The sequence below is a fragment of the Klebsiella sp. HC6 genome (assembly GCF_022605325.1).
In the GTDB taxonomy this organism is placed as follows: Bacteria; Pseudomonadota; Gammaproteobacteria; order Enterobacterales; family Enterobacteriaceae; genus Klebsiella; species Klebsiella terrigena.
Genome location: NZ_CP093276.1, coordinates 766,130 through 791,177, shown reverse-complemented (window position 1 = coordinate 791,177; position 25,048 = coordinate 766,130). Strand labels below are relative to the sequence as shown.

General features: G+C 52.6%; 19 protein-coding genes and 3 pseudogenes. 5 read left to right on the top strand and 17 right to left on the bottom strand.

Going from position 1 to position 25,048, the window contains the following annotated elements:
* The first annotated feature begins 14 nt into the window (after positions 1 to 14).
* Positions 15 to 389 carry a fluoride efflux transporter CrcB gene (gene crcB, locus MMW58_RS03890; RefSeq protein WP_016154442.1) on the top strand — a complete coding sequence of 125 codons (375 nt, stop codon included), beginning with the start codon at positions 15 to 17 and terminating at the stop codon, positions 387 to 389.
* A 109-nt stretch (positions 390 to 498) separates the two neighbouring features.
* Positions 499 to 759 carry a cation-transporting P-type ATPase gene (locus MMW58_RS03885; RefSeq protein ID WP_016154443.1) on the top strand — a complete coding sequence of 87 codons (261 nt, stop codon included), beginning with the start codon at positions 499 to 501 and terminating at the stop codon, positions 757 to 759.
* A 168-nt stretch (positions 760 to 927) separates the two neighbouring features.
* Here MMW58_RS03885 and MMW58_RS03880 read toward each other — a convergent pair whose 3' ends face one another.
* The 4 genes from MMW58_RS03880 to MMW58_RS03865 form a co-directional block, all read right to left on the bottom strand.
* Complete coding sequence (locus MMW58_RS03880; RefSeq protein WP_016154444.1) at positions 928 to 3,987, bottom strand: efflux RND transporter permease subunit; 3,060 nt, start codon at positions 3,985 to 3,987, stop codon at positions 928 to 930.
* Positions 3,984 to 4,958 carry an efflux RND transporter periplasmic adaptor subunit gene (locus MMW58_RS03875; protein ID WP_223822561.1) on the bottom strand — a complete coding sequence of 325 codons (975 nt, stop codon included), beginning with the start codon at positions 4,956 to 4,958 and terminating at the stop codon, positions 3,984 to 3,986. The genes MMW58_RS03880 and MMW58_RS03875 overlap by 4 nt, the downstream gene beginning before the upstream one ends.
* A gap of 242 nt (positions 4,959 to 5,200) precedes the next feature.
* Positions 5,201 to 6,367, bottom strand: a complete 1,167-nt coding sequence (locus MMW58_RS03870) for a sensor histidine kinase (protein WP_009652412.1) — start codon at positions 6,365 to 6,367, stop codon at positions 5,201 to 5,203.
* Positions 6,364 to 7,059, bottom strand: coding sequence for a response regulator (locus MMW58_RS03865; protein WP_009652481.1), 696 nt, complete (start codon positions 7,057 to 7,059; stop codon positions 6,364 to 6,366). Before MMW58_RS03865 ends, MMW58_RS03870 begins: the two co-directional genes overlap by 4 nt.
* A 127-nt stretch (positions 7,060 to 7,186) precedes the next feature.
* Here MMW58_RS03865 and MMW58_RS03860 point away from each other — a divergent pair, with 127 nt between their 5' ends.
* On the top strand, positions 7,187 to 7,972 hold the full coding sequence (locus MMW58_RS03860) for a MipA/OmpV family protein (protein ID WP_016154445.1): 786 nt from the start codon (positions 7,187 to 7,189) through the stop codon (positions 7,970 to 7,972).
* A gap of 1,619 nt (positions 7,973 to 9,591) precedes the next feature.
* On the opposite strand, the gene MMW58_RS03855 is transcribed toward MMW58_RS03860, so the two are convergent.
* The 5 genes and pseudogenes from MMW58_RS03855 to MMW58_RS03830 all read right to left on the bottom strand — a co-directional run.
* Positions 9,592 to 9,783 (bottom strand): heavy-metal-associated domain-containing protein, encoded by a 192-nt coding sequence (locus MMW58_RS03855; protein WP_016154448.1) that lies wholly within the window; start codon positions 9,781 to 9,783, stop codon positions 9,592 to 9,594.
* Between the two features lie 345 nt (positions 9,784 to 10,128).
* Positions 10,129 to 11,598 carry an efflux transporter outer membrane subunit gene (locus MMW58_RS03850; RefSeq protein ID WP_009652383.1) on the bottom strand — a complete coding sequence of 490 codons (1,470 nt, stop codon included), beginning with the start codon at positions 11,596 to 11,598 and terminating at the stop codon, positions 10,129 to 10,131.
* Positions 11,599 to 11,615: 17 nt separating this feature from the next.
* Positions 11,616 to 14,789, bottom strand: a complete 3,174-nt coding sequence (locus MMW58_RS03845) for an efflux RND transporter permease subunit (RefSeq protein WP_009652455.1) — start codon at positions 14,787 to 14,789, stop codon at positions 11,616 to 11,618.
* Entirely contained in the window at positions 14,789 to 16,003 is a 1,215-nt protein-coding gene (locus MMW58_RS03840) for an efflux RND transporter periplasmic adaptor subunit (protein ID WP_009652401.1), read from the bottom strand. The genes MMW58_RS03845 and MMW58_RS03840 overlap by 1 nt, the downstream gene beginning before the upstream one ends.
* Positions 16,004 to 16,549: 546 nt before the next feature.
* Positions 16,550 to 16,675: pseudogene (locus MMW58_RS03830) on the bottom strand (hypothetical protein); the annotation flags it as partial.
* 272 nt (positions 16,676 to 16,947) lie between these two features.
* Here MMW58_RS03830 and MMW58_RS03825 point away from each other — a divergent pair.
* Positions 16,948 to 17,334: pseudogene (locus tag MMW58_RS03825) on the top strand (transposase); the annotation flags it as partial.
* Here the strand turns inward: MMW58_RS03825 and tssB are convergent.
* From tssB to MMW58_RS03785, 8 genes and pseudogenes are all read right to left on the bottom strand, one after another.
* Positions 17,332 to 17,636: pseudogene (gene tssB / locus MMW58_RS03820) on the bottom strand (type VI secretion system contractile sheath small subunit); the annotation flags it as partial. The pseudogenes MMW58_RS03825 and tssB overlap by 3 nt on opposite strands.
* Before the next feature lie 736 nt (positions 17,637 to 18,372).
* Entirely contained in the window at positions 18,373 to 18,978 is a 606-nt protein-coding gene (locus MMW58_RS03815) for a DUF2913 family protein (protein ID WP_009652485.1), read from the bottom strand.
* Positions 18,979 to 19,054: 76 nt separating this feature from the next.
* Positions 19,055 to 19,621, bottom strand: coding sequence for a YagK/YfjJ domain-containing protein (locus MMW58_RS03810; protein WP_009652434.1), 567 nt, complete (start codon positions 19,619 to 19,621; stop codon positions 19,055 to 19,057).
* Positions 19,622 to 19,696: 75 nt separating this feature from the next.
* Positions 19,697 to 20,113 (bottom strand): putative zinc ribbon protein, encoded by a 417-nt coding sequence (locus MMW58_RS03805; protein WP_009652429.1) that lies wholly within the window; start codon positions 20,111 to 20,113, stop codon positions 19,697 to 19,699.
* Positions 20,101 to 20,520, bottom strand: coding sequence for a putative zinc ribbon protein (locus MMW58_RS03800; RefSeq protein ID WP_016154451.1), 420 nt, complete (start codon positions 20,518 to 20,520; stop codon positions 20,101 to 20,103). Before MMW58_RS03800 ends, MMW58_RS03805 begins: the two co-directional genes overlap by 13 nt.
* A gap of 289 nt (positions 20,521 to 20,809) precedes the next feature.
* Positions 20,810 to 21,049 (bottom strand): helix-turn-helix transcriptional regulator, encoded by a 240-nt coding sequence (locus MMW58_RS03795; RefSeq protein WP_009652493.1) that lies wholly within the window; start codon positions 21,047 to 21,049, stop codon positions 20,810 to 20,812.
* A gap of 152 nt (positions 21,050 to 21,201) precedes the next feature.
* Entirely contained in the window at positions 21,202 to 21,771 is a 570-nt protein-coding gene (locus MMW58_RS03790) for an inovirus Gp2 family protein (RefSeq protein ID WP_016154452.1), read from the bottom strand.
* A 171-nt stretch (positions 21,772 to 21,942) separates the two neighbouring features.
* A complete protein-coding gene (locus MMW58_RS03785; RefSeq protein ID WP_009652475.1) occupies positions 21,943 to 22,311 on the bottom strand; it encodes a hypothetical protein in 369 nt (122 codons plus the stop codon).
* 1,606 nt (positions 22,312 to 23,917) lie between these two features.
* Between MMW58_RS03785 and MMW58_RS03780 the strand changes: the two genes are divergently transcribed.
* On the top strand, positions 23,918 to 24,886 hold the full coding sequence (locus tag MMW58_RS03780) for a hypothetical protein (protein WP_016154453.1): 969 nt from the start codon (positions 23,918 to 23,920) through the stop codon (positions 24,884 to 24,886).
* Positions 24,887 to 25,048 lie beyond the last annotated feature (162 nt).

Genomic DNA, 25,048 nt, shown 5'->3' with positions numbered 1-25,048 from the left:
TTCAGCGAGGTGGTATGTACAAATCATTATTCGCGGTGGTGATAGGCGGATCGATCGGCTGTGTGATCCGCTGGATACTGTCCATGCGTCTCAATGCACTTTTCCCCAATCTTCCACCTGGTACCCTGGTGGTTAATCTGGTTGGCGGATTTATCATCGGTATGGCACTGGCCTTTTTTGTCCGGCAGCCTCACCTTGATCCCGCCTGGAAGTTTTTTATTACCACCGGCATATGTGGCGGTATGACAACCTTTTCCACCTTTTCTGCTGAGGTGGTGGTGTTACTTCAGAATGGCAATTATGCATGGGCTGTCATTTCCGTACTGACGCACGTAACTGGCTCGCTTCTGATGACTGCCACTGGTTTCTTTGTGATGACACTGCTGTAAAAGCATATGCGCCATACACTTAACCGCGCCATGTCTCCGGCAGATTTTCATTTTATCGCCATAACAACATACCTGACCTGCCGGGTCAGGTATTTCCGGAGAAGGGTGTATGGAGATGCTCCCTGAGAATATCGTGAAGGGACTTTCCGAAGCCGAGGTGCAGACCCGGCTGGGTCAATGTGGCTATAACGAAGTGCGTGAACAGCCTCCGGACCAGGTGCGTGCTATCCTCAAACGTCTGCTGGGTCCCATCCCCTGGATGCTCGAAATTGCGCTGGTACTTGAAGTGGTTCTGGGAAAGACGACTGAACCAGTGCGCGCTCAGACAACGACGAACCATCCATTCACCTCATTCGGAGGTCACAGATAGTCGCTGTCTCACACGCCGAATCCCCTCCTGAGTTCACCACGATCCAGCAGGTCATGGCGGCGTCCGGCGCCATGATCCTAGCAGTCGCAACCGGCAGCGACGGTCATCCCCATATCCGCGGGTTGCAATCATTAGTCGAAGCACTAGGCGATGATACGGCAGGACTCGTCAGGGATACGGTTTCCAGTGAAAGATTAGACTTATTGCTGCCGGCAGTAGTGTCAGCGTTGCCAGTGTGGCTGAAAGCAGCCCACCAATAATGGCAAATGCCATCGGTCCCCAGAAAACATCCCGGGCAATCGGCAGCATCCCGAGAATGGCCGCCGAAGCGGTCAGCATGATGGGGCGTGAACGGTGCAGCGCGGCGACTTTGATCGCCTCATCCGCAGTGAAACCATTTTTCATCCCCACATCCACTTCGCTAATAAGAATGACGGCATTACGGATGATCATCCCGGCCAGTGCAATGATCCCCAGCAGCGCCACAAACCCCATCGGTATGCCAAAAGGCAGCATAGCCACAACTATCCCAGGCAAACCAAACGGTGCCATCAGCAGGGCCAGCAGCATCGACGAAAAGCGTTGTAACTGAATCATCAGCAGTAACAGCATCACCATCAGCGTGACAGGCAATACCGCATACACTGAGCTGTTTCCTTTCTCCGATTCCACAACCACTCCACCTTCCTCCACACTGTAACCCGGCGGGAGACTCTCCCGGAAACCGGCAACCACCGGAGAGAGTGCCGATGACACGGTCTCTGCACGAACGCCGGGCGCGGTATCCGACTGAACCGTGATAAACGGCAACCGCTGCCGACGCCAGATAACCGGATCATCCAGCGTCCATTCTGGCGTGGCGACCTGTCCCAGGGGAACTTTATTCCCGGTCGATGATGTCAGCATCAGAGCATTCAGTAACGCCGGGTTTTGTCGTGAGGCTTCATTTCCCCGCAGCACCACATCAATCTGGCGGTTACGGTCGCGCAGGGTGGTCACGGTGGTTCCGGAAAACAGCGTGGCAAGCGTTCCTGCCAGTGACTGAGACGTCATGCCGGTGGCACGCGCCTGCGTCTGATCCACCCGCAGACGGATGACCCGCTCCGGTTCACCGGACGTCAGATTGACACCCCGGGTATCGGGATTGCGGGCAATCATCCCTGCCAGTTGCGTGGCCAGTTCACGTACACGGGTATTATCCGGCCCGGATACCCGGTATCTGACCGGCCAGCCCACCGGAGGGCCCAGCTCCAGTGTGGATACCCGGGTTGTGAGCGTACTGAAATCTTTCGACAGGATCTGCTCAAGCTGTTTCTGCAGCCGGTTTCTCGCCGCTTCATTTTTCGCCACTACGACCAGCTGGGCAATGTTCTCTTTCTGCAGCAGAACATCCATCGGCAGATAAAAACGCACAGCGCCGGAACCGATGTAGCTTGAGTAATGGTCAATATCAGGATTATCGCGCAACTTCGCTTCAAACTTCAGGACGTCGCGGTGCGTCTGTGCCTGGCTGACATTCTGCGGCAGAGTCAGGCTCACCAGCAGCTCCGGGCGATCGGACGCTGGGAAAAACTCACCCTGCATCAGCAGGGCTCCGCCCCCGGACAATATCAGTATCGCCAGGGCACAACCGAGTGTCTTGCGCCGGTGCTGCATCACCCGGTCGAGCAGGCGGGTATAATGACGGTGAAAGAAACTGTGCTTATGTGACTGATGTGAATGCTGTTCCGGCAGTAACCAGACGCCGGTAAGCGGCGAGAAAAGAACCGCAACCAGCCATGAGCTCAGCAGCGCTGTCAGTACCACCACAAACAGGGAGTAGCAGTATTCTCCTGCGCTCGATGCCGCAAATCCCACCGGTATAAATCCGGCAATCATCACCAGTGTCCCCGTCAGCATCGGGAACGCGGTGGTACGAAATACCTGCGTGGCGGCCACACTCAGGGCATCGCCAGCCTCAAGCCGCGACACCATGGCTTCTACGGTGATCATGGCATCATCAACCAGCAGTCCCAGTGCAATGATCAGGGCACCGAGGGAGATTCGCTGTAGCCCTATTCCGGCCAGTTCCATCCCGGTAAATGTCATGGCCAGCACCAGCGGAATGGCCACGGCGACCACCAGACCTGCCCGGCTGCCCAGCGAAACAAAAGAAACGGCCAGCACAATAATAACGGCCTCAACCAGCACCTGGACGAATCCTCCCACCGCGTCACTGACTACGGCCGACTGGTCTGCCACCTTCTCCACACTGATCCCGTAAGGAAGATGCGTGCGGATCCTGTCCATCGTCGCGTTCAGCGCCCGACCAAAATCAACAATATTTCCACCGCGAGCCATCGAAATCGCCAGCCCGAGTGCTGGTTTACCGTTAACCCTAAACTCCGGTGAGGGCGGATCTGCCTGCTGCAGTGTGACCGTGGCCAAATCGGTGAGTGGGATAAAACGGTTTCCGGTATGCAGCACAATTTGCCGCAGGCTGTCCACGGATGTGAAGGCGCCACTGACTTCCACCGACATATTTTCCTGTGATGTCCGGATACGTCCGGCGGGCGTGACGGCATTCTGTGCCTGCAGAGCCGCCGTCACCTGCTGAAGATCGAGTCCCATTCCCGACAGTTTCAGTGGATCAAAAGCAATCACCACCTGTTGTTCGCTGTCACCCAGCAGCGTAACTTTCCCTGTTCCCGGAACAGCCAGCAGAGATGTCCGGATATCATCGACGGTATCGCGTAACTGCCGGGGAGTGAAGCCGTCCGACGTGAAGCCATAAATTGTGCCGTATGTATCATCGAATTCATCATCCACGGCCGGGGTGGTGGTGCCGTCCGGCAGGGATGCCCGGATGTCGTCCATCTTTTTCCGCACGCTATACCAGATACCCGCAACCTCTGACGGCGGTGTGTCATCACGCAGGTTCACAAAAATCACCGACGAGCCCGGACGCGTGTAACTCTCGATATAATCCAGATGTGGGATTTCCTGGAGCTTCTTCTCCAGCGTGTCGGTGACGAAACTGACGGTATCTTTTACCGTTGCGCCCGGCCACTGTGCCGACACCACGGCGGTCTTAATGGTAAACGCCGGATCTTCGCTGCGCGGCAGATTTAGAAAGCTCATGACGCCTGTCACCGTGACCATCAGCATCAGAAAAGCCACCAGTTGTCGGTGGGCCAGTGCCCAGGCAGAAAGATTAAAACCGCCGGAAGCGTGCATAACATTTTTCATTTTTGGTTCTCCGTCAGCACGTTTTCCCCGTCACGTAACTGACTGACCCCGGCAGTGACCACCTGTTCACCGGCTGTCAGCCCTTTGCGGATGAGCACCGAATCGGTCATATAGGCCGCAATGTCAACGGGTGTCAGGCGCAGGCGATTTTTGCCGGTGTCCACCACGAACACTGCCGGTTTCTGTTCTTTCCTCGTCAGGGCAGATGCCGGTACCTGAAACACTTCACTGCCGCCCAGGGGTAATGACCCGGTGACCGTCGCCCCCATAGCCATTACCGCGGGTGCATTCTCAAGGTCATAGCGTACCCGCCAGGTCCGGGTCTGTGTGTCGGCCTGCGGGCTGATGTCACGCAGCGTTCCGGTTACCGACACCGACGGGTTATCCGCCATACGCAGGGTGAGTGTCTGCTGCTGTTTCAGGGTGTCAGCCAGAGCCCCCGGTACGCTGAAGACCGCATCACGGGCCCCTGACTGCGCCACCCGCAGGATTTCCTGTCCGGTGGTCACTACCTGTCCCGGACCGGCGCTGACGGTGGTGACCACCCCGGTAACCGGTGAGAGCAGTCGCGCATACCCCAGACGGTCCGCTGCACTGCTCAGGTCGGCCTGAGCGCTCTGCAGTTTTGCTGTTGCCGTGTCGCGGTTTGTGCGGGCCTCGTCAAGCTGAACCCGGGCAACCGCACCCTGCGGGGCAAGCAGCGTCATGCGTCGCAGGTTTATCTCAGCAAGCCTGGCGCTTGCCTCGGCTTCCTGTACTGCCGCCTGAGCACTGCGGTACTGATTACGCAAATCGGTATCATCCAGTTCAGCCAGTACCTGCCCGGCAACCACTGACTGCCCCACATCCGTGAGTCGTTTCACCATCCGGCCATCGGTACGGAAGCCGATAATCGTCTCTTCATGGGGCAATATTTCACCGGTCATCAGCGTCTGTCCGCCATGATTGCCGGCAGATACCTCCGTGGTCATCACCGGTCTTGGTGGGACATGGCGGGATACCGGCTCATTATCACAGCCGGTCAGTTGCAGGGCGAGGGCGAAAACCAGGGCTGAGCCCCGTCGCCAGAAAAGCAAAGACGCTATCAGGGGGATGAATGAATATGATGGCATGGCAGCCTCCGGAAAAAATGCTGCCATGAGTAAACCGCAGGTGTGTCCAGATACGTTCGACGAACCATCAAGATTTGGTCAAGAAAAGTGAAAAAGAAAACTCATACGGGCAGTTTCACCCGAAACAGGAGTCCGTTCCCCTCTTGCGGGATACTGGCGGTCAGCGTTCCGCCGTGAGACTCACAAATGGCTCTGGCAATCGACAGACCCAGTCCACTGCCTCCTGAATGACGGGAACGGGAAACATCAGAACGGGTAAACCGGTCAAACATCACCGGCAGAAAATCCGGTTCGACGCCCGCGCCGTAATCCCGGAAGGAGAACGTCCAGTAGCCTGACTGAACGGAACCCTGTATCGTTTGCTTCCCGCCTTCCGTCGCGTAACGCAGTGCGTTCTCCATTAAAATGGTAAAGACCTGTCCGATTCGCAGCGGGTCCGCACAACATTCTCCCGGAGGGATATCCGTGTCGTAACCGAAATGCCCGGCGGTAGCCTGTGGCCGTAGCCAGGCAATCTTTTCCTGCAGTAATCCGGCGGGTGAGAAGCGTTGTTTATTCAGCGTAAGCTGCCCTGCATCAGCCAGTGAGAGCAGGTGCAAATCATCAATCAGACGGCTGAGGCTCAGGAGCTGGTTCATCACCATATTCATCTGCGCTTTATCAGCCGGGAATACGCCGTCCATCATTCCCTGTAGACGGCCCACCGCGGCCGTCAGTGGAGAGCGCAGTTCATGCGCGGCTGCAACATGAGATGCCCGTAATTCCCGGTCATAACGTTCAAGTCTTTCGGCCATGGTATTGAAGTTCTGCGTAAACAACATCAATTCAGAGGGCGCACTTGCATCCATTTTTGAGCGAGTGGTAAAACGCCCCTGCGCTATCGCTGCGGAGGCTCGCGTCAGCAGACCGAACTGCCGGGCGAGAGGCCGGGCGGCCAGCAAACCGAGCATAATTATCAGCGGTGTCACAAACAGGACCAGCCCTCCCAGCGTCAGCCAGTCTGTTGACGCAATGGACGGATCTGAGAACTGCAGTCCGTACCAGTCATCAATAATTTCATGGTAACGGATGCGATTAAGATCGGGATTTTCCCGCAGATGCAGAAATTCCTGTCGTACCGCCTCCGGCATCCGATGCTGTACCCAGGCATCCAGCAGGGCAAAACGCAGCCACATGCACAGGGCGATAAGCACGACACTGCCGGCCGCCAGCGACAACACCCTGACGCAAATCCAGCGCCATAATGAACGGGACTCTCTTTTTTTCATGGCTGCAGATACCGGTAACCGATCCCTCTCACGCTGGTCAGCACACCGCTGACCCCCGCTTTTTCCAGTTTGCGGCGTAGGTTATAGATGTGTGTATCAACCACCCTCTCCAGCGCATCACTTTCCGGCAGGCAGTGTTCAAGCAGCGTCTGACGGGAACAGACGCTCCGGGGGCGGGTCATCATCATGTCCAGCAGTGAAAACTCGGTGGGGGTCAGCTCAAGGTGCACCCGGTTTTCATCGTGAATAACAGCGACTGACATGGTGTCCCGGTTGAGTTCAACGGCCCCCACCCGGCGATAATTTTCAGCGCTAGCATGCGCTGCCGCCCCACGCCGTAACACCGCCTGCACCCGGGCCACGACCTCACCCGGATCATAAGGTTTGACGACATAATCATCCGCACCGAAGCGTAAGGCCCCGATACGGTCCGGGGCCTCGCCCATTGCGGTGACCATTATCACGGGAACATCGGATTCGCGGCGCAGCCGGCTGAGTATTTCTGTTCCGGTCATACCCGGCAGCATGATATCAAGCAGAATAAGTGCAGGATGCTGGGTAAGGGCGGCTTCAAGTCCTGCTTTTCCATCATGGGCCAGTATGACCCCGAAGTTTTCACGGCGAAGATAGGCTTCGAGCACATTCGCCGCATCCCGGTCGTCCTCGATAATCAGAATACGTTTTGTGTTCATTCATTCTGCCTTGATGGTTTCTTGATGGTTTCCACGCTGAGTCTTGATAAAGCATCGTCATAATCCACTGCGGGTGGCCGGGCGGGTCACAGCTTACCGTAATGCATAAACATAAAACGAGGGATATATGATGGCAACGTATTCGTCTGTAACAGGGTGTACAGTGATCCTGCTGGCAGCGACCTGCGGGTCCGCTATTGCCGACAGCGGCAATCAGGATGGAGTGACGGTGGGGATAATGGGAGAAAACGCCCCCCGCTACAGTGGCGCGGATAAGCAGCACTGGACAGTGATGCCTTCCCTGCAGGTCCGTAAAGGCGCGTTTTTCTTCGACTCAACAAAAGGTATCGGTTATGACCTGCAGACGGATAATGGCCTCTATTTTGAAAATGCGTTCGGATACAGTTTTGGCCGTGCCGATCAAAATTCATCGTGGCGCGATGGTTCTGACAAACTGAAAGGAATGGGAAACATCCGTGGTGCACTGAACACGCAGGTTGCTGTTGGCTGGCAGGTGAACAGCTGGTTTACCCCGGAAATCCGTGCAACTCTGCCGCTGACGGATTCACAGGGGGTACAGTACCAGGCCTCGCTGACGCTCGTGCCCTGGCAGAACGACACAGATACGGTTGCCCTGCAGGGCGCGGCACTTTTTGGTGACGCCCGGTACATTAACACCTGGTACGGCGTTAATGCTGCCCAGAGCCGCACAACCGGTTTCCGGGAATACAACCGTAGCGCAGGATTTTATGCTACGCAGACTACCCTGAGCTGGCAGCATCAGTTTAATGAACACTGGGGCACCCTACTGGGCGCTTCATATGCCTGGCTTGCGGATAAAACCAGTGACAGTCCTGTTGTGTCAGCGCGAGACAATATCAGCGGTTTTGCTGGTATCAACTGGACATTCTGACACGCCAGGAACTGGCAGAGTCTCCGAAAAGTGGACTATCAGAAACATATATTTGAATGTTGATATCAGATGATGTTTTGCGAGTCATCTACTGGCTTGGAAATGGCTTCAAGCCCTGAGTGATATATCACCGGAAGATTACGAGCAGGAGCATGTACTATTACACTTTCAGTGGAGTGGATTATAAGCGCAGGATAATAGCATATGAGGACAGCATTAAAATTCATTACATTCCCAAATCCTTTATCTATATTCTCGCTAGTATAAAATCATGTATAGCGAAAGAAAACCCTAGCACCTTAAATAAGACCGCACCGACAGTCTTTTGCGCCGAGGTTCTTCTCCCCCCCATAAACAATGACCACGAAAATATCAGGAAAACTACGACATCACATGTCAGATGGGCCGAATCCCAGCTTAACCAGAATTGACGAATGAATACTTGAAAAATTTGACATAAATTGAATATCGTCATTCCATAATAGTATGGGCATAGTACGAACTGCCAGCTAGTTTGTTCCGTCCGTTGAGTCTCTAACTGACTATTATTTTAAGACTAACATATCAGTCTCTTTGATTTTTAGATAGCAATAATATTTGCTGATATTACTTCATTGAGTACTTCTACCGCCATACTGGCATCAAGATTCTTGACCGACACATAGACCTTTATATGAGCCTCCACGCTATCGAGAATTATCTCGAACGTACGGTCAAGCTCTTCTGGATAGTAGTTCATCACGCTGTCGAACACGCTATTGTACGATGCCCTGACAATCCCATTACATACCGTAAGGAATAAGGCGATATTTCTCATTCAGAACTGAATCACATGCGGTAGCAGGAGGATGAAAATCAGCTACTGAAGAAACAGGTGGCTGGCCTGAGTGTGGACAAGGAGATGCTTCAGGAGATGCTGAAGCAAAAGTTCTAAGGCCGGCACAGAAATACCAGTCGGTGCATTCTCTGCGGGAAGCATATCGTATCAACGCCTACCGGGGACGCGGGTTACTAATGCAAAGCAGAACTGTTTAACCGCCGCTATCGGACATAAATACTGGATTTTAATCTATTTAGAACTCAGAATGAGGTACGGGAGAATTACATTATGCTGGCTGAGGTAATACAATAACGAGCGGCCTCATGAATCTCTGAATAACCTGATACAGGAAGAGGTATCGGCTGATGACTGAAAACCCGGAGCTATCAAGAAGTGCATGGAACAAAAATGGCATGCTTAAACTTACAGCGTTTGGTTTACGTATACTTCGCTCTTCTTACTTTTTATGATGATAAATTTGGCATACCACCCTGTTCTTAATATATTTAAAAAAAACCAAATACTCCCTCCACAAATACTTGACGTCACATGATACATTAATGAGGCCTTAAAAGAAAAAACCGATGATTTAGTAAATCACACATAAATATTGAACACAATACATTTAACATAGAGAAAAAATTAGTGAGTTAAGTAATAGACATATTAAATCAAAACTACAACTCAAGACATCTAAACACCCCACCATGGTGCATAATAATAACAGAAATACTTCTAACCGTAAGGATACATGATAAAAAATGGTTACCACAGCGGGGAGGTAACCATTTTTAGTTAACTACTCTCTCGGAGGAAAACCTGCCTCACGTAAAGCATTAGCAACTTGTTCAGTAGATAAAGAAGTTTTCACTTCGATCTTACGAGTCGGTGGATCAGTTATGATACTTGCCTCAGGATCAATATTTTGAATCACTTTAGTCACTGTCCGGGCACATCCGCCGCATGTCATATTTTCTAGATGTAATTGCATATATATATCCTATTTAGTTGTAGTAACTTCAATGATAGAACTTGCCACCGTTGTAAGGTCAAGCCCTATCGCCAAAAATTTTCGTGCTTATATTCTCTGACTAAGCGTTTCACCTGAGGTGGGGATATATACTGCCCCAAAGTATTTCAAGTAAACCGTTCAGTTGTGCTTTCTGCCGGCTGTCGGGCAACAAGACGAAGACGTAGCAGTCCTCGCAGTAAAAGAAGTGGTTGCCGCGCCGTAACCCCTTATCCCTACGACAATGCAATACGCGGGCGGTTTTATCCCTCCACCCACGTATTGCCGACCTTATCGCCAGACAGTGGCGTTAACCTGCCCGGAGAGTTATGGCTTAGCCGGAGAGCTTTCTGTCCATCCGCCCCCCAGCGCTTTATACAAATTGACCAAATTGCTCATTCGCGCCAGTCGGGTCTGAACCAGAGTTTGCTGTGCACTGAACAGCGCTCGTTGCGCGTCAAGCTCCGCCAGATTATCGTCAATACCGGCCCGGAAGCGCTGTGAGGCCAATTCATAGTTAGCCTGGCTGGCCTGCACCAACAATTGTTCTGAACGGAATTGATCGTCCAGGGTTTGTCTGCCCGCCAGGCCATCAGCCACTTCGCGGAAGGCAACCTGAATCGCCTTCTCGTAATTCGCAATTTCGATGCGCTTTTGTACCTGGGCTAGGTCCAGATTGGCGCGCAGAGCGCCTCCCCGGAAAATAGGCAACGAGATTTGCGGAACAAAACTCCAGGCCGCTGACCCCGGCTCGAACAACCCGTCCAGACTCGAACTGGCCGTACCAGCCGATCCTGTCAAACTGATTGCCGGGAAAAATGCCGCGCGAGCGGCCCCGATATTGGCATTGGCCGCACGCAGTTGCTGCTCTGCCGCACGGACATCCGGACGACGCACCAGCAATTCTGCCGGCAAGCCCGCCGGCAACGCGGAAGGGATGATGTCATCGGGCAAGGTATTCGCCTTATCCAGGCTGGCCGAGAGTTCGGCCGTCAATGGCTGCCCTAAAAGCAAAACCAGTGCATTGCGATCCTGCGCCGCCACCCTCGTATAAGCAGCCTGACTGACTTCCGCAGTACGCAACGCAATCTCTGCGCGCCGCAAATCAATTTGCGTTGCATTACCCGCATCAAACAGCGCCTGGGTCAATGCGTAAGTCCTCTTTTGCGTGCTCAGCGTATCGTGAGCCAGTTGCAGCAACTCCTGATCCGCACGCAACGTCAGATAAGCGTTTGTCACCTCAGCGAGCAGGCTCAGCCTTGCCGCAATCCGTGTTTCATCCAACGCCAGGTACGTTGCCAGCGCCCGATCGCTGAGGCTACGAACCCGTCCCCACAAATCCAGCTCCCAGGCTGACACCGCACCATTAACGTCATAACTCCGCGTTATCTGCGTTGTACCACTCGGGCTGACATCTGCGGGCAGACGCTGCACGGTAGCGCCCGCATCCACATTCAGTGTTGGCAACATATCGGCACGACGGATCCGGTACTGAGCCCGCGCGGCCTCAACATCCAGCACCGACTTGCGCAGATCGCGGTTGTTTGCCAACGCGACCTCAAGTAATTGTTGCAACAACGGATCACGATAGAAATCGCGCCAACCGATATCAGCCACGGCAGTCTGAGCCGCTGAAACTGTTCCCTGAGCATAAGCCGCTCCCGAAGGATAGCTTGAGCTCGTTGGTGCAGAAGGCCGTTCGTAGTCCGGCGCCATAGTACAACCGGCCAATACCAGCGCCATCGCCAGCACCGAGAGTTTATTAATACGATGGTTCATTTCATACTCTGCTTTCATTATTCTCTCTCCGCCCGTCATGGCCGTGAATCACTGATTGCCCGCTGTGCCTGCTTGATTTCCCGGCGAATAACCAGCTTACGGACCACGACATAGAACACTGGCGTCAACAAGAGTCCGAACAGCGTCACCCCCAGCATCCCGGCAAACACGGCAATCCCCATGGCATGACGCATTTCCGCACCGGCACCGCTCGCGATCACCAAAGGCACAACCCCCGCAATAAATGCCAACGAGGTCATCAGTATCGGGCGCAGACGCAGGCGAGCGGCCTCCAGCACAGCAGCCAGAGGATCGACGCCTTCACTCTCTCTGGCGCGAGCGAACTCGACGATCAGGATTGCGTTTTTCGCCGCCAGTCCCACCAGCACCACAAAACCAATCTGCGTGAAGATGTTGTTATCTCCATTCGATAGCCAAACCCCGGCGATCGCGGAAAGTAATGCCATTGGGGCAATTAACAGCACCGCAAACGGCAGCGACCAGCTGTTGTATTGTGCGGCCAGGATCAGGAACGCCAGGAACACCGCCAACGGGAAGATATACAGCGCCGAGTTGCCAGTCTGCTTCTCCTGGTAAGTCAGATCGGTCCATTCGTATGTCATTCCCTCAGGCAGCGTTTCACTAACGATCTTCTCAATAGCTGCCGTTGCCTGTCCGGAGGAGTAGCCAGGCGCTGCGCCACCGGTAATATCCGCCGACGGATAACCGTTGTAACGCATAACACGGTCTGGTCCAGAGGTACGGGTAATGTTCACCAGCGTTCCCAGTGGGATCATGTCACCCGCGGCATTACGCACTTTAAGCAACCCGATATCTTCAGGCTGCATACGGAATTGCGCATCCGCCTGAGTGATCACCCGATACGTACGACCGAAGCGGTTAAAGTCATTTACATACAGCGACCCCAGATTCACCTGCAACGTATCAAAGATATCGGTCAGTGCGACGCCCTGAGACTTGGCTTTGACGCGGTCGATATCAACCTGCAACTGAGGTGCGTTGGTCTGGAAACTGGCCATCATCCCTGCCAGTTCAGGAGCCTGCATGGCCTTCGCCATAACCATCCCTTGAACACGGGTCAGCTCTTCAAAGCCAAGCCCTGCCCGGTCTTCGATCTGGAGTTTAAATCCTCCCATGCTGCCCAGCCCCGGTACCGGTGGTGGCGGGAAGATCCCGACAAAACCGTCAGGTATCTGGCTAAATTTCCCCATCAGGCTACCGGCAATAGCCTCGGCAGACAGCGAAGGATCCTTACGTTCACTGAAGGGTTTCAGCATGGTAAACATCAATGCGGAGTTAGGCATGTTAGGGCCGTTTACCGACAACCCAGGAAACGCCACGACGCTTTCCACTCCAGGTTCCGCCAGCGCAATTCGGGACATCTCTTTCACTACGGCTTCCGTGCGATCCAACGAGGCGCCGGAAGGCAATTGAGCAATCCCAACCAGATAGTATTTGTCCTGAGCGGGCACAAAACCGTTAGGAACCTGCTGGAACCCCAACAGTGTCAGGCCCAGGAAACCGGCATACAGCACCAGCACGATGATACTGCCGCGTACGGCCCGGCGGACTGCGCCAACGTAGTTGTTCGACAATCTATCGAAGAAAGCGTTAAAGCGACGGAAGAAACCACCGAATACGCGATCCATGATGCGCGTCAACCTGTCGGCCTGCGCCATATCCTGATGGGGTCTAAGCAGAACCGATGCCAGCGCCGGCGACAACGTCAACGAGTTGATCGCAGACAAGATCGTCGAAATGGCGATGGTCAGCGCGAACTGGCGATAGAACTCCCCCTGCAATCCTGACAGGAACGCAGAAGGAATAAACACAGCAGCCAAAACGGAAGTAATGGCTAAAATAGGGCCAGTCACCTCGTCCATGGCCCTTCTTGCCGCTTCTTTCGGAGAACGGCCCTGTGCAATATGCCGTTCGACGTTTTCAACCACCACAATGGCATCATCGACAACGATACCAATCGATAACACCAGACCAAACAACGACAGCGTGTTGAGCGAAAAGCCGAACAAATACATGAGGGCGAAAGTACCGACCAACGAAATAGGTACCGCGACCAGAGGGATGATCGAAGCCCGCCAGGTTTGCAGGAACAGCATCACCACCAGTACCACCAACACCGTCGCCTCCAGCAACGTCATTGCCACTGATTTCAACGAGGCGCTGACAAACACTGTCGGGTCATAAGCGATACGGTATTCGATACCTTCCGGGAAGTTGGCCTGCAGCCTCGCCATCGTCGCCCGAACCGAGGCAGAGACGTCCAGCGCATTGGCGCCTGGCGTCATAACGATGTGCATACCCACGGCATTTTTATCGTCCAGCAGGCTGCGCAGGGAATAGTTGTCCGATCCCAATTCCAGACGCGCAACATCGCGCAGGCGGGTAACCTGCCCGTCAGCGCCAGCTTTGATCACGATATCGCCAAACTGCTCAACGGTGGTCAGACGCCCCTGGGCATTGATACTGACTTCGAAGGCTGAGGAGCTGTTCGGCTGTTGACCGACAGAACCGGCCGCGACCTGGACATTCTGCTCACGAATTGCTGCGGTCACATCACTGGCCGTCAAACCGCGGGAAGCGACTTTGGTCGGATCCAGCCAGACGCGCATCGCGTATTCACCCTCGCCCCCAAGCGTGACGCTGGCAATACCTGGCAAGCGTGATAGCTCATCACGCACGTTCAACATGGCATAGTTGGAAACATAAAGCGGATCGTAGCGATCGCCCTGTGCAAATATATGCACAACCATGAGGATATCCGGTGACGTTTTCTCCGTCACGACACCGATCTGCTGCACCTCAGTCGGCAAGCGCGGCAAGGCCCGAGAAACCCGGTTCTGCACCTGAATCTGCGCAATATCGGGGTCGGTTCCCTGCCGGAATGAAATCGTCAAGACCATTCGACCGTCGGCAGACATCTGGGAACTCATGTACAACATGCCTTCCACCCCGTTGATTGCCTGTTCCAGTGGAGCAGCAACGGTGTCAGCAATCACCTTAGGGTTAGCACCAGGGTAGCTTGCCGAAACCTGCACGGTAGGCGGTGTTACCGATGGGTATTCACTCAGCGGAAGCTGAAAGAAAGCCAGAGCGCCAGCTATCAGCATAAACACCGATAACACAATCGCGAAAATAGGCCGCTGGATGAAGAAGTGTGGGAATTTCATTATTGGCCTCCCCCTTCAACGGAGCCGGCTTTTTCCCCCTCGCTAACCGACGCGCCAGAAGCCTGCATCGGGGTCAAACGCGGCGTCACCGCCATACCGGGACGCACCAGCCCCTTGATAATAATGTTCTCACCGGCTTTCAGGCCACTCTTGACCACGCGCAAACCATCAACCACCGCGCCCAGCTCAATCGGGCGATACTGCGCCTTATTATCCGCACCCACCACCAGGACATAGTTGCGTCCCTGATCGCTCCCTATCGCCTGATCGTCAATCAGAATCGCCTGATGTGCCGCACCGGTGGCCAGCTGCACGCGGGCAAAGGCACCTGGCGTCAGTTTCCCATCGTCGTTAGGGATTACGGCACGTACCCTGACAGTACCGGTACTACGATCGATCTGATTCCCGACAAAATCGAGCGTTCCCTGATGCGGGAAACCTTTTTCTGTCGCCAGCCCAACATGCACGGGTAAACGCTCTTCCACCTTGTTAACTGCGTCAGGACGTGCCTTGCTGACTGAATTAAGGAACGTCGCTTCGTCAATATCAAAGTAAGCGTATAGCGGATTGACGGAAACAATCGTTGTCAATAGCGTCGCAGATCCCGTACCACCGCCGCTGACCAGATTTCCCTCAGTCACCAGCATGCGATCCACGCGGCCGGTAATCGGTGCCACCACGCGCGAATAAGACAAGTCCAGTTTCGCCGCCGCAACCTCGGCCTTTGCAGCCTGCACCTCAGCCTGACGAGCATGACGTGTAGAAGCGGCGTCATCGTAATCTTTCCGGGATACCGCGCCATTGTTCACCAGCCGACCAACTCGTTCAAAATCGCGATTGGCCTGGATAGCCAGCGCTTCTGCCTGCTTGAGTCGTGCTTGCGCGCTGTCAAGAGCCACCTGGAATGGACGAGGATCAATTTGGAACAGCAGCTGCCCCTGACGCACCATGCTGCCTTCAGGTACGCTGACAGCGTCGATGGTACCGCCAACGCGTGGGCGTAGCTCTACGGTTTTTGGGGCCGCCAATGAACCGGTAAACTCTGCCGAAGGGACTATCTGACGCGAGAGCACTTCGGCTACGGGAACCTGGGGAGCCATAGGTGCGGCCGCTGCGGCCGGCTCATCGTTGCCGCCACTATCCCGGGCAAACGCAATCCCGGCAGTGGCGATGATTGCGGCCGACACAATCAGAACCCCAATTTTCATTTTCATAACAGTGATCCTTTCATACGCCACAGGCAGCCCCGGCCCATCCGAAAACGGCGCTGTAGCAATTTCTTACAAGGCTAAAGGTTGATGTTACTGGAAGGTCAAGCACACCAATTAAAAAAAATGAAAAACATCCAATCAGGCTTAATTAATATTTAATGTGTAAGCGTTAAACGAGCGCCGTATTGACGATTATTTATCGGGAAGAACCACGTTCCATGGAAGTAGTTCGGCCACTTTGTTGCTGGACTACTCCGGTAGTATGCTCAAGATATGGCGAAGGTAGTGACCCATGCAGCAATTGAGCTCACCGCTGAAGACTCACGCCAGACCTTCCCCCTTCTCCCGGGATAGCCGCCTGCGGCAGCATGTCATTCGTCATCGCGCTGCCAACCTGACCATTCAGAACCAGCGGCACAACATGCCGCATTTCTTTACGCAACTGGCTGATTTGCTAGCGCGGGACCAGCAGATGATTGGTAGGTGCTTGGCTGTCCGCGTGTCTCCGGGGTCAGACACTGACCTTTACTGACAGCTGGCGGCCCCCATTAAGGTCGGAACCACAGTACTTGGCGGGCTGTGCTGCAGGCGCTGATACTGCCCCAGTACCAGTTCGGCGCTGTTCAGAACATTTAGCATCCAGAACGGGGACATGTCTGCCATGCGCTCGTTACTATAGGGCAGGATCGTCTACCGGGGTGGGGTCAGTCCATCAACGGCTCGGAAGTGTCTAGATTACCCGTGGCGATTCAAGAAGGTTGAATATGATTCCCGACTCATTAATGGAACGCTGCATGATGTTATGCATTACGGGTTGACATTACGATGTGACGGGCCGGGTTAGCTGTATGGAGCCTGTACACAAGTTTGTGTAATTGCCTGATTTTGATATGTTCAATTCAACATCAAAAGCAGGTTACTTTATGGACGAAAAACAGTTGTAGGCTCTGGCTAACGAACTGACCAAAAATCTCAAAACCCCTGACGATCTCAACCAGTTCGATCGCCTGCTGAAAAAAATCAACGTTGAGCGCCGCCTCAACGCCGAAATGCTCCATCACCTCGGCTACGGTAAACATCAGTCTAAACCGGGTGCCAACTCCCGCAACGGCTATTTCACAAAAACCGTTACCACCGGCGATGGCCCGCTGGAACTGCGTACGCCGTGCGATCGTGACGGCTCCTTCGAGCCCCAACTGGTGAAGAAAAACCAGACCCGGATCACCGGGATGGATAACCAAATCCTGTCACTGTACGCCAAAGGGATGACCACCCGTGAGATAGTGGCTGCGTTCAAAGAGTTGTATGACGCGGATGTCTCACCGACGCTGGTAGTCCTTCATGCTCCGGAAGGTCAGACTGATGTTGTCTTCACTGCCATCATCAGCAAGCGTGTTTTTAACGGTAAGATTGACTTTTGGGGAATATTCAGAAATGACAGAATCACAATTATTTTTATTCAAATCAACTTTTTTGCGCTCAGACAAGGGGCAGACTCCTGACCATTACTGAAGTCGCCCGCCACGAGCAATTTCAGGGGGAGCTCCGTTTTCTTGCTCGCACCACCGGTATGCAAATCAAGTTTTAAATTAATACGCGCTTTAGGGATTTCGGACTGAAAGGAAGAATTAGACATGGCTGTCCCTGTTCTATGGAGTGATAGAAACGGTCAATGCCAGTGAAAAATAAATAAGAAAAAATTACCCAGCCAGAACAACTTTCCGGTTCGCGTCATCCGACGTAAATAAAAATCCCGGAACCAAAAAAAGCGGGCGCATTCCATCCACCAGCATGTCGACACTGTATTTTCTGGGTATTTGTCTGAAATGAAAAATTTCGGATAAGGCCCAATGGCTGGAGTTTGGGAACGTTCCCTGCCAGATCGAAAATGAAAAAATGTAACAAAGATTTACATTCCTGGCTTTTAACAAAAAAAATATCATCTTTCTGATTTATAAAAATTTTACACCATAACCCTTCAGGCCCCGCGGGATAAGGATGTACAGAAAATGATCAATTTGGCTTAGGGTGTATATTTGTACAAAATATCACCAGTCACGTGAAATATCTGATTTTGTACTTTTATCAGAAATTGAGAAGCTGGACGTGACTGAGCATGTGAAAAACTGGCGACAGTTTCAGGTTTCCATCATTTCTTATTATTCACGTAAACCGGGCTTATTTATTTTTTTTCAGATTAAAGGAATTGCAACGCCCGGACTTTACGCATATCTCATACCTGTACCAGCGATATGAATATCTCAGCCGCCGGTGCATTAGCGCGACCAGGAACAACACCCGTTCGGTTTACAGAAAGACAGACGTGGACAGTGATGAGCTTTGCTGCGGGTTGAGAACGGTTGTTTTACTGCTCAAGGTTGTAACACGATCCGATTCGACTCCAGCATGACAGCCGACAGTGTATGAGCCGCAAAAACAGCCATACAGGCTGACAAGTCGCCATTCACAAGAAACTCAACCGGCGCAACGAGTTTCCCTCCATCCGAAAATCCGCAGGTCAGTGCCGACTTCCTTACCAGCAGTGCATTCGCATCGCTGTATTCCAGGGCCAGAAGCGTTTCATTGTCCCAGTCCCTGTCACTCACCGCTGCATTGACCCAGCCCCGCGATTTAAGCTGTTCAATTGCGTACGTCAGCCGATACAAATCCGACTGCGCTGACACCGGTCCGGTGCACGAAGACCACAGATATTCCAGACGACTGAATAAGCTGGCGGCAAGGCCTTTGTTACGCCCCAGCGTCAGCAATCCCTCAATATCAGATGCGATTGCACGTGGAAACCGTTTTTGCTTATACGCCACCGTTAACCAGCGCAGTATAAATGCATGCGTGCTGAGTGGCGACAATGCCTGACCATCCTGCTGAGCGGTACGTAAGGCGACAAGGGCGCACCAGGCGAAATGCGCAAGTGCTGTGACGGTTTGTTCCGGGGGTAAGGTATCGTGAGCTTTTTTCATTCAGGGATTATATCGGCGCTGCAGACACCGGGGAAGACCTGGATAACTCCCCCATTAATTAGAGAAGCTATTACTTTCACGGACAAATCATCCCCGTTCTGGCCGTTGCTATTGGCTCTGACATGGCCTTAACATGCACGGTAAGCTGGTTAAAGGGTGTTGCGAAGACTCCCTGAGCGACGCGGTTAATAATGATCTGCGTCATACTCGTTACACCGTCAGTGCAGGCGGTACCGGTCACCTTTTGCCATGCGTCGGCGATGATGGCGTTAAGCCCCGGAGGCGCACTGTCGGTCAGTTGCAGGTTTCGCCCTGTACCCAGCGTATCGAGATTGAGCAGCAGCACCATTTTGCACTCCGGTGCGCTGGCCGTCTCCCATATCCAGCGTAACAGCGTCGGGAGTGAACGATGTCGTGCCTGCTGACGCTGGCGCGAATATTCGCCGGTGCGCTGCCAGACTTCAGAGTGAAAACGCAGAATCAATGACCGGTATTCGCTCATGGCTTCACGATACGGTAGCGCCAGCGTAAAGCTGAATGCCGCCAGTCGCGGGTAATGGTCAACGGCCTGTTGCAGAAATGCACGCGTGCTGACGGCATCCGCGCTGACAGCATCAGACGCCCGTATGTAAGAATGATTCATAATGCAGACTCTCTTTAGGTTAAATCAGGGAGGACACCGCCTCTACGGCGGTATCTGGTTCATAAAGACGGGGAACTATCTGGTACTGCAGCAGTAGTTTCTCTGCCAGTGCGCTTCTTCGATGCTGTAGATACCAGTCAGACACCGGGGACAGTGCTTCACGCCCTGGTAATGGTCGCCGCACCACACGCAGTACCAGGAGAGCACCATTACCGTCGCTTCCAGCCCGTTGATGAGACTGCGCAGCTTTCGGTGCCGGGCTTCGGTTTTCACTTCCGGGTCAAGGTGGGCGCAGGCCATCAGCACATGCCGGGCCACGCTCTGCTGGTCATGTTCAAACCACGGCGGCTCCCCGTATGTCCCCGCATGGAGCACCAGTCGACAGCCGCAGGACGCGCAGCTCCATATCTGCCCCGGCGCACTCACGGCCTCCCCGGCTGTCGCGAAGTGGCCTTCGCGGTCATTGGCCAGATAACATTTCAGCATGCGCATGCCGTCACTTCCTCTATCCGGTTGGTATCAGCACGCACATCACTGTGCTCGCCCGTCCGGCAGGTGAGGCAGTAGCGCTCACCGTGGTAATCACTGCCGCAGCCGTGACAGTGCCAGTCTGCGTAGAAAACCAGGGGACGGGCTTCCGGTACATAAGACTGCAGTTGCCGGATATGGCGGGTCTCCCTCACCCCGGGCTTTACATACGGGCAGTGCTGTCGACCGTTCTCCGAAAGCTTTGCTGCATGATGTTCAAACCACGGACGTTCGGTGTCGTATTCAGGATGGTACTGCAGGGCACTGGCACACAGATGGCAGCTGTAGCGGTCATACGGCGCGGTCTGCGCGGTTATGGCTCCCGTGAGACGGCCGTTGCCGTCCAGAGCCATAAACGATTTTGCATACATAGTGGTACTCTCCTTACCGCCAGACGACACGCAGGCGTCAGCCGTCCCGGTACGGGCAGCGTGGCAGGGTGAATGGCGGTTCAGTTATGCGTTAGCGGGTCGGTACGGTTGGTGGTCGGCACCGGAATACAGAAAGGTTACGGTTGTGCAGGTGCGTCGGTGGGTCTGAAACAAACGGGACAGGGTCTGGCGCCACAGTACTGTCGCCGGCAACGGGGACACGTCCAGCGAACCGGGATGGCCTGTGGCTGAGTGCGGCGTCGTTTTTCCATTCAGATATCCTCCCTGCTCAGACGCCACGGGAATCAGCAATACGCTGCTGCATCCAGGCTTCCACCTCGCTTCTGCGCCAGCGGGAGCTGCGCCCCAGCTTGATGGGTTTCGGAAACAACCCGTCGCCAATCAGTTTGTAAAACCATTTGTCGGTCATCCCGGTAAACGTGGTGATAAAGGTCATGTCGATAAGCGGGTCCTGAGCTGAAAGCAGTGTGTCAGGGCTGGCATTAATATTCGTATTCAACGTGGTCATGGTATTTTTCTCCCTCTGAGGATATGGCTATCGGGAGACGTCCGGTGGTGGTTGAATCATGGGGTTACCGGTTCTCCTCAGAGGATAGGGGAACGTTGTAAAAAATTACCCGGCCCGCACAATCAGGCCTGATGAATCGAGATATGTCTGGCTCAGCCACGGCTGCAACCGAAGTTACGCTCACCGTCACCGGTGATTTTGGTCTCCAGCTTGGCTAAATAGGCCGCCTGCGACAGGGCCTGTTGCAGTTGAGCACCATCGCCACGTGTCAACCATGAGACTGGACTCGCCGGGAAACGAGCCAGAACGGCATGCGCCTGTGCATCCACCTTCAGGGCGCTGCACCACGCTTGTTTAATCATACCTGCAAGCGAATCCGGGTCTTTGTAATCTCCCGGTCCGCACCACGTATCGCGGTTCAGCAACAGCACCGCGTGGTAATGCTTCTTCCCTTTGATTTCACCAAACTCCCGCGCCCAGATAAAACGCAGCGTGGTCGGCCAGACGCGTTTGCCCTCGCGACGTTGACGCGTCTGAAGGGCATCAATCCGGGCTTTCAGGGAATCGGTGAAGCGGGAGATAACAGCAGCATCGGTGGCCGCTGGCGTATCCGGCAGACGGAGGTCAACACGCAGGGCCAGTAAGCGGGTGTAAGCGTTAAGAGCGCAACTGAAGGTATCAGCGATGCGTTGCTGCCAGTAAGGGTCGTATGTGTAACTCATTAAAATGGACTCCGGTGGGTTATCGTTCATAACCATTACCGGTGCTGTTAAAAAAAACTTATTGCCTTCAGCGAGTCCGCCAGTCGATCCCTCAGAGACGGCTGGCTTCAGTAAAATATCGTGGCTGGCAGAATGATTGCGTAAAGGGTAATCGCCTCTCAGAAATCGGTTCTAATGCCGGGTGACCCGAAGGCTGCGAAAAAACAGTCTTCCCGTTAGACGATGGCGGGTACGCTTGACATAAGCGGCGTCAACGAGTTCATCGGGTGGCAAATCACGGGTGATATTACAAATCGTCGCCAGTGCTGTATCGGAGAGTTTAAAACTCCGTGACAAGGCGTAGTAATCCCCGGTTTTTTGGTTACTGATGTTATCGAATAACGCTCTGAAGAAATCCGTCTGTGAAGGTCTGCGGGCGTTGATAATTGCCTCTGTCGCTTCATCCCTGAATGTTACCTCCACCTCTTCCATCCCCAGTGAGCGAATGATCCCGGCAATGTCAGGCCAGTAGCGAAGATCGAAACTGTTAAGTCGCTGCAATTCTGGCTTACAGAAGCAGCTGAAGATTGCGATGCCCTTGTATTGACCTGGACCCAAAATAGGTTGTGGTTACCCTGAAAAGCAAATATTACCCCAGAGGGATGTATATACCCGGGGCAAGAGCCCCTGTACCAGTCCCTCATTGCTGTCATGATATTATTACCCCGTTCAATAAGCCCGATAAATAATCGTTATCGGGACTACTGCTAAAACGCCCTGTAACGCATCAGGAGCGCCATATTCATACTAACCACAGATTTCCACTATCGTGTTATTCAATGCGCTTATGCAGGCTCACAGGAAGCTATGGCGGTATAAGACACTACAGCGCTCAATTACTTATTAAATAGCTTGCGGTGATTACCAGGATAATCACCCTATTCCACGTCACCTCAATCGGGTTATTCTGTTTACGATACAATCATGACTATTATCACCAACACGGATAATGCCCCGTTTACAGTCGTTACCAATGGCCTTGTTTACACATATCAAAAAACTTTCAGGGATAACGGGTCACCGTAGTATCTGTAACTGACAGGTATTGTAAGCGTCAATATCAGGCAGACAGAGCAATACCGACAGGCTTACTACAGGTTAGTTCACTGACTGAGCATTTAACGCTCATCACTAATACGCAGACCAGTAATAAACCATTGATACTCACCTGCTGATTTTCAGGCATGACCATTCACCCAAAACGTTACTGTTAACCAGTAACCACCCTGTCGTTATGATTATTAGATTACTGATGTTAATCATCTTCACTTTTATCCTGACGAGGACTAGTCAATGGTAATATCGACTCAATTCAATTCTGTTTTCTTAATGATAGATTTTTAATGAGTGCTAAACATTCAGGTTGTGACTACATTGAATGGTGTATTTCTTACCTGATGGCAATGATTGCTCAATGGATACCATCCAATAGTACTATCCCCTTAGTGAATACCTTCAGATAATAATACCTCCCAGGCATAACCCACTTACTGATAACACATCATCGATTACTGTTACAAATGATAAGACCCCTTCTTTAATATATTAATACCAATCCAACACGCCAGGCATAACAATAGCTATGAAGATAACCACGCCAGACAGCACTTACCTACAACAAACGCCTGCATCAGTTACTCTGGAATTATCTTTTTTCAATAACATGAAAATAGACACCACGTCATATCAAATAACCTCAATCAAATTAACCCCGTATCATCACTGCCCGCAGAAGCCCTCAATCCTGATTATGAGCAACAAAATGGAAATACCTCATGGCAGCCCGACCTGATACCAGAAATGCCCCCTGAAGCGAACCAGGCACCATGATGGGGATGAAAACGAAAGCATGCAGGAGAACAAGATAACCTATTGAGACGATACTCATCCAGTAAACAGAGAAGCATCTGAGAGATAAACAAAGAAAATGACAACTTTAAAACCATGGTAAAACCTTGTCAAAACCAGTATAAATCAACAATAAAACCTCACGATGACTACCAGATGTGTTTTTAAGTGACGATAAAACCATCATCGTGATACTGTGTAGCTACAACAATCACCACCATAACCACTACTATGTAGTTTACGATTACAGGTATCCACAATGGTTGTACATTACGACAATGGCAGACAACATCTTATAAAAACCCGTGACCTGAGAGTCTGTGCTTTTTATGCCGGGTGGCTGGGTGTTAATAAAATAATTAACACCCGTGACATTCCTCACCAGGATGCAGAAAGTTGTCGACAGGCACTCAACAAACTGATTAATCAGTTCATACCGAATGCAGAACAGCGGGCAAGACTTTTTTCTGATATGGAAACAGCCCGTGATGAAAACATCCTTCCGCTGGAAAGTTTTGACTGGCTAGAACAGGATGAACGGGCAACATTCTGGTTATGGGCGTATATTTGCAAGGCCGGAGACTACGAACTTGGTATTGACAAACCAGCAAATGCAGAGTTCGGAAAGAACTGGTATCAGCGAATGAATCTGAGTGTATCTCCGACAAGCCACCAGGAAAGAATTAATATTATCATCTCTTTTTTCGACAACATTATTATTCCGACCCCACCGGTAAATCATCTCAAGCGCCAGGTCATGGACAGGCTGAAAGACCAGTGGAAAAATATTTACAGCAAACCAGCTCCGCTGAAATGGTTACCTAATGAAGAAGACGCGGTACTGTGGGCATGGAACAGCCTCAAATCGCTTCAGGAAGAAAGAAATGCGCCCACTATCGGGCTCTCATTAAATATTTCAACGCCAGGAATGAGTACCTGGTTTACCCCCCTGAGTCATTCTGAACGCAATTTAGCCCTGCGCACGGCGATCGACTTATGGGACGATGCACCGGATACAAAGCGTTTATTCCTTCTGAACCTGAATAAAGCCTGGAACCAGCAAAAATTACGTCAGTCCCGTACCGATAAAAAAGCACTCAATACGTACCTGAAGAACGAAACAAAAACTCGACTGGACTTTATGGCAGAACGTAGCGGAGTTCGCATCAGTGATATGCTGGAAATGCTGATTAATGACCATTACCGAAAAACCTGTGGTGGTGAGTGAGGGCTTTGCGCTAAAAACAAGGTGAGCGGAGGCAGTAATACAGACCAGAAATGACATTCAAAATAATTTCAGACCTATATTACCGGTGTGAGAACGGCAGCAGAAGTGCTGCCGTTTTGTTATTTCACTCACGGAGGTTAATGTGTCCAGTAAGAACAAACG

Bases quoted from the DNA above. Each gene is read 5' to 3' on its own strand.
- MMW58_RS03810 (WP_009652434.1), bottom strand. From the start codon at position 19,621: ATGAATCATTCTTACATACGGGCGTCTGATGCTGTCAGCGCGGATGCC.
- MMW58_RS03845 (WP_009652455.1), bottom strand. From the start codon at position 14,789: ATGAAATTCCCACACTTCTTCATCCAGCGGCCTATTTTCGCGATTGTG.
- MMW58_RS03880 (WP_016154444.1), bottom strand. From the start codon at position 3,987: ATGAAAAATGTTATGCACGCTTCCGGCGGTTTTAATCTTTCTGCCTGG.
- MMW58_RS03860 (WP_016154445.1), top strand. From the start codon at position 7,187: ATGATGGCAACGTATTCGTCTGTAACAGGGTGTACAGTGATCCTGCTG.
- MMW58_RS03865 (WP_009652481.1), bottom strand. From the start codon at position 7,059: ATGAACACAAAACGTATTCTGATTATCGAGGACGACCGGGATGCGGCG.
- MMW58_RS03850 (WP_009652383.1), bottom strand. From the start codon at position 11,598: ATGAAAGCAGAGTATGAAATGAACCATCGTATTAATAAACTCTCGGTG.
- MMW58_RS03800 (WP_016154451.1), bottom strand. From the start codon at position 20,520: ATGTATGCAAAATCGTTTATGGCTCTGGACGGCAACGGCCGTCTCACG.
- MMW58_RS03790 (WP_016154452.1), bottom strand. From the start codon at position 21,771: ATGAGTTACACATACGACCCTTACTGGCAGCAACGCATCGCTGATACC.
- MMW58_RS03815 (WP_009652485.1), bottom strand. From the start codon at position 18,978: ATGAAAAAAGCTCACGATACCTTACCCCCGGAACAAACCGTCACAGCA.
- MMW58_RS03885 (WP_016154443.1), top strand. From the start codon at position 499: ATGGAGATGCTCCCTGAGAATATCGTGAAGGGACTTTCCGAAGCCGAG.
- MMW58_RS03780 (WP_016154453.1), top strand. From the start codon at position 23,918: ATGGTTGTACATTACGACAATGGCAGACAACATCTTATAAAAACCCGT.
- crcB (WP_016154442.1), top strand. From the start codon at position 15: ATGTACAAATCATTATTCGCGGTGGTGATAGGCGGATCGATCGGCTGT.
- MMW58_RS03875 (WP_223822561.1), bottom strand. From the start codon at position 4,958: ATGACCACGGAGGTATCTGCCGGCAATCATGGCGGACAGACGCTGATG.
- MMW58_RS03870 (WP_009652412.1), bottom strand. From the start codon at position 6,367: ATGAAAAAAAGAGAGTCCCGTTCATTATGGCGCTGGATTTGCGTCAGG.
- MMW58_RS03805 (WP_009652429.1), bottom strand. From the start codon at position 20,113: ATGCGCATGCTGAAATGTTATCTGGCCAATGACCGCGAAGGCCACTTC.
- MMW58_RS03795 (WP_009652493.1), bottom strand. From the start codon at position 21,049: ATGACCACGTTGAATACGAATATTAATGCCAGCCCTGACACACTGCTT.
- MMW58_RS03855 (WP_016154448.1), bottom strand. From the start codon at position 9,783: ATGCAATTACATCTAGAAAATATGACATGCGGCGGATGTGCCCGGACA.
- MMW58_RS03840 (WP_009652401.1), bottom strand. From the start codon at position 16,003: ATGAAAATGAAAATTGGGGTTCTGATTGTGTCGGCCGCAATCATCGCC.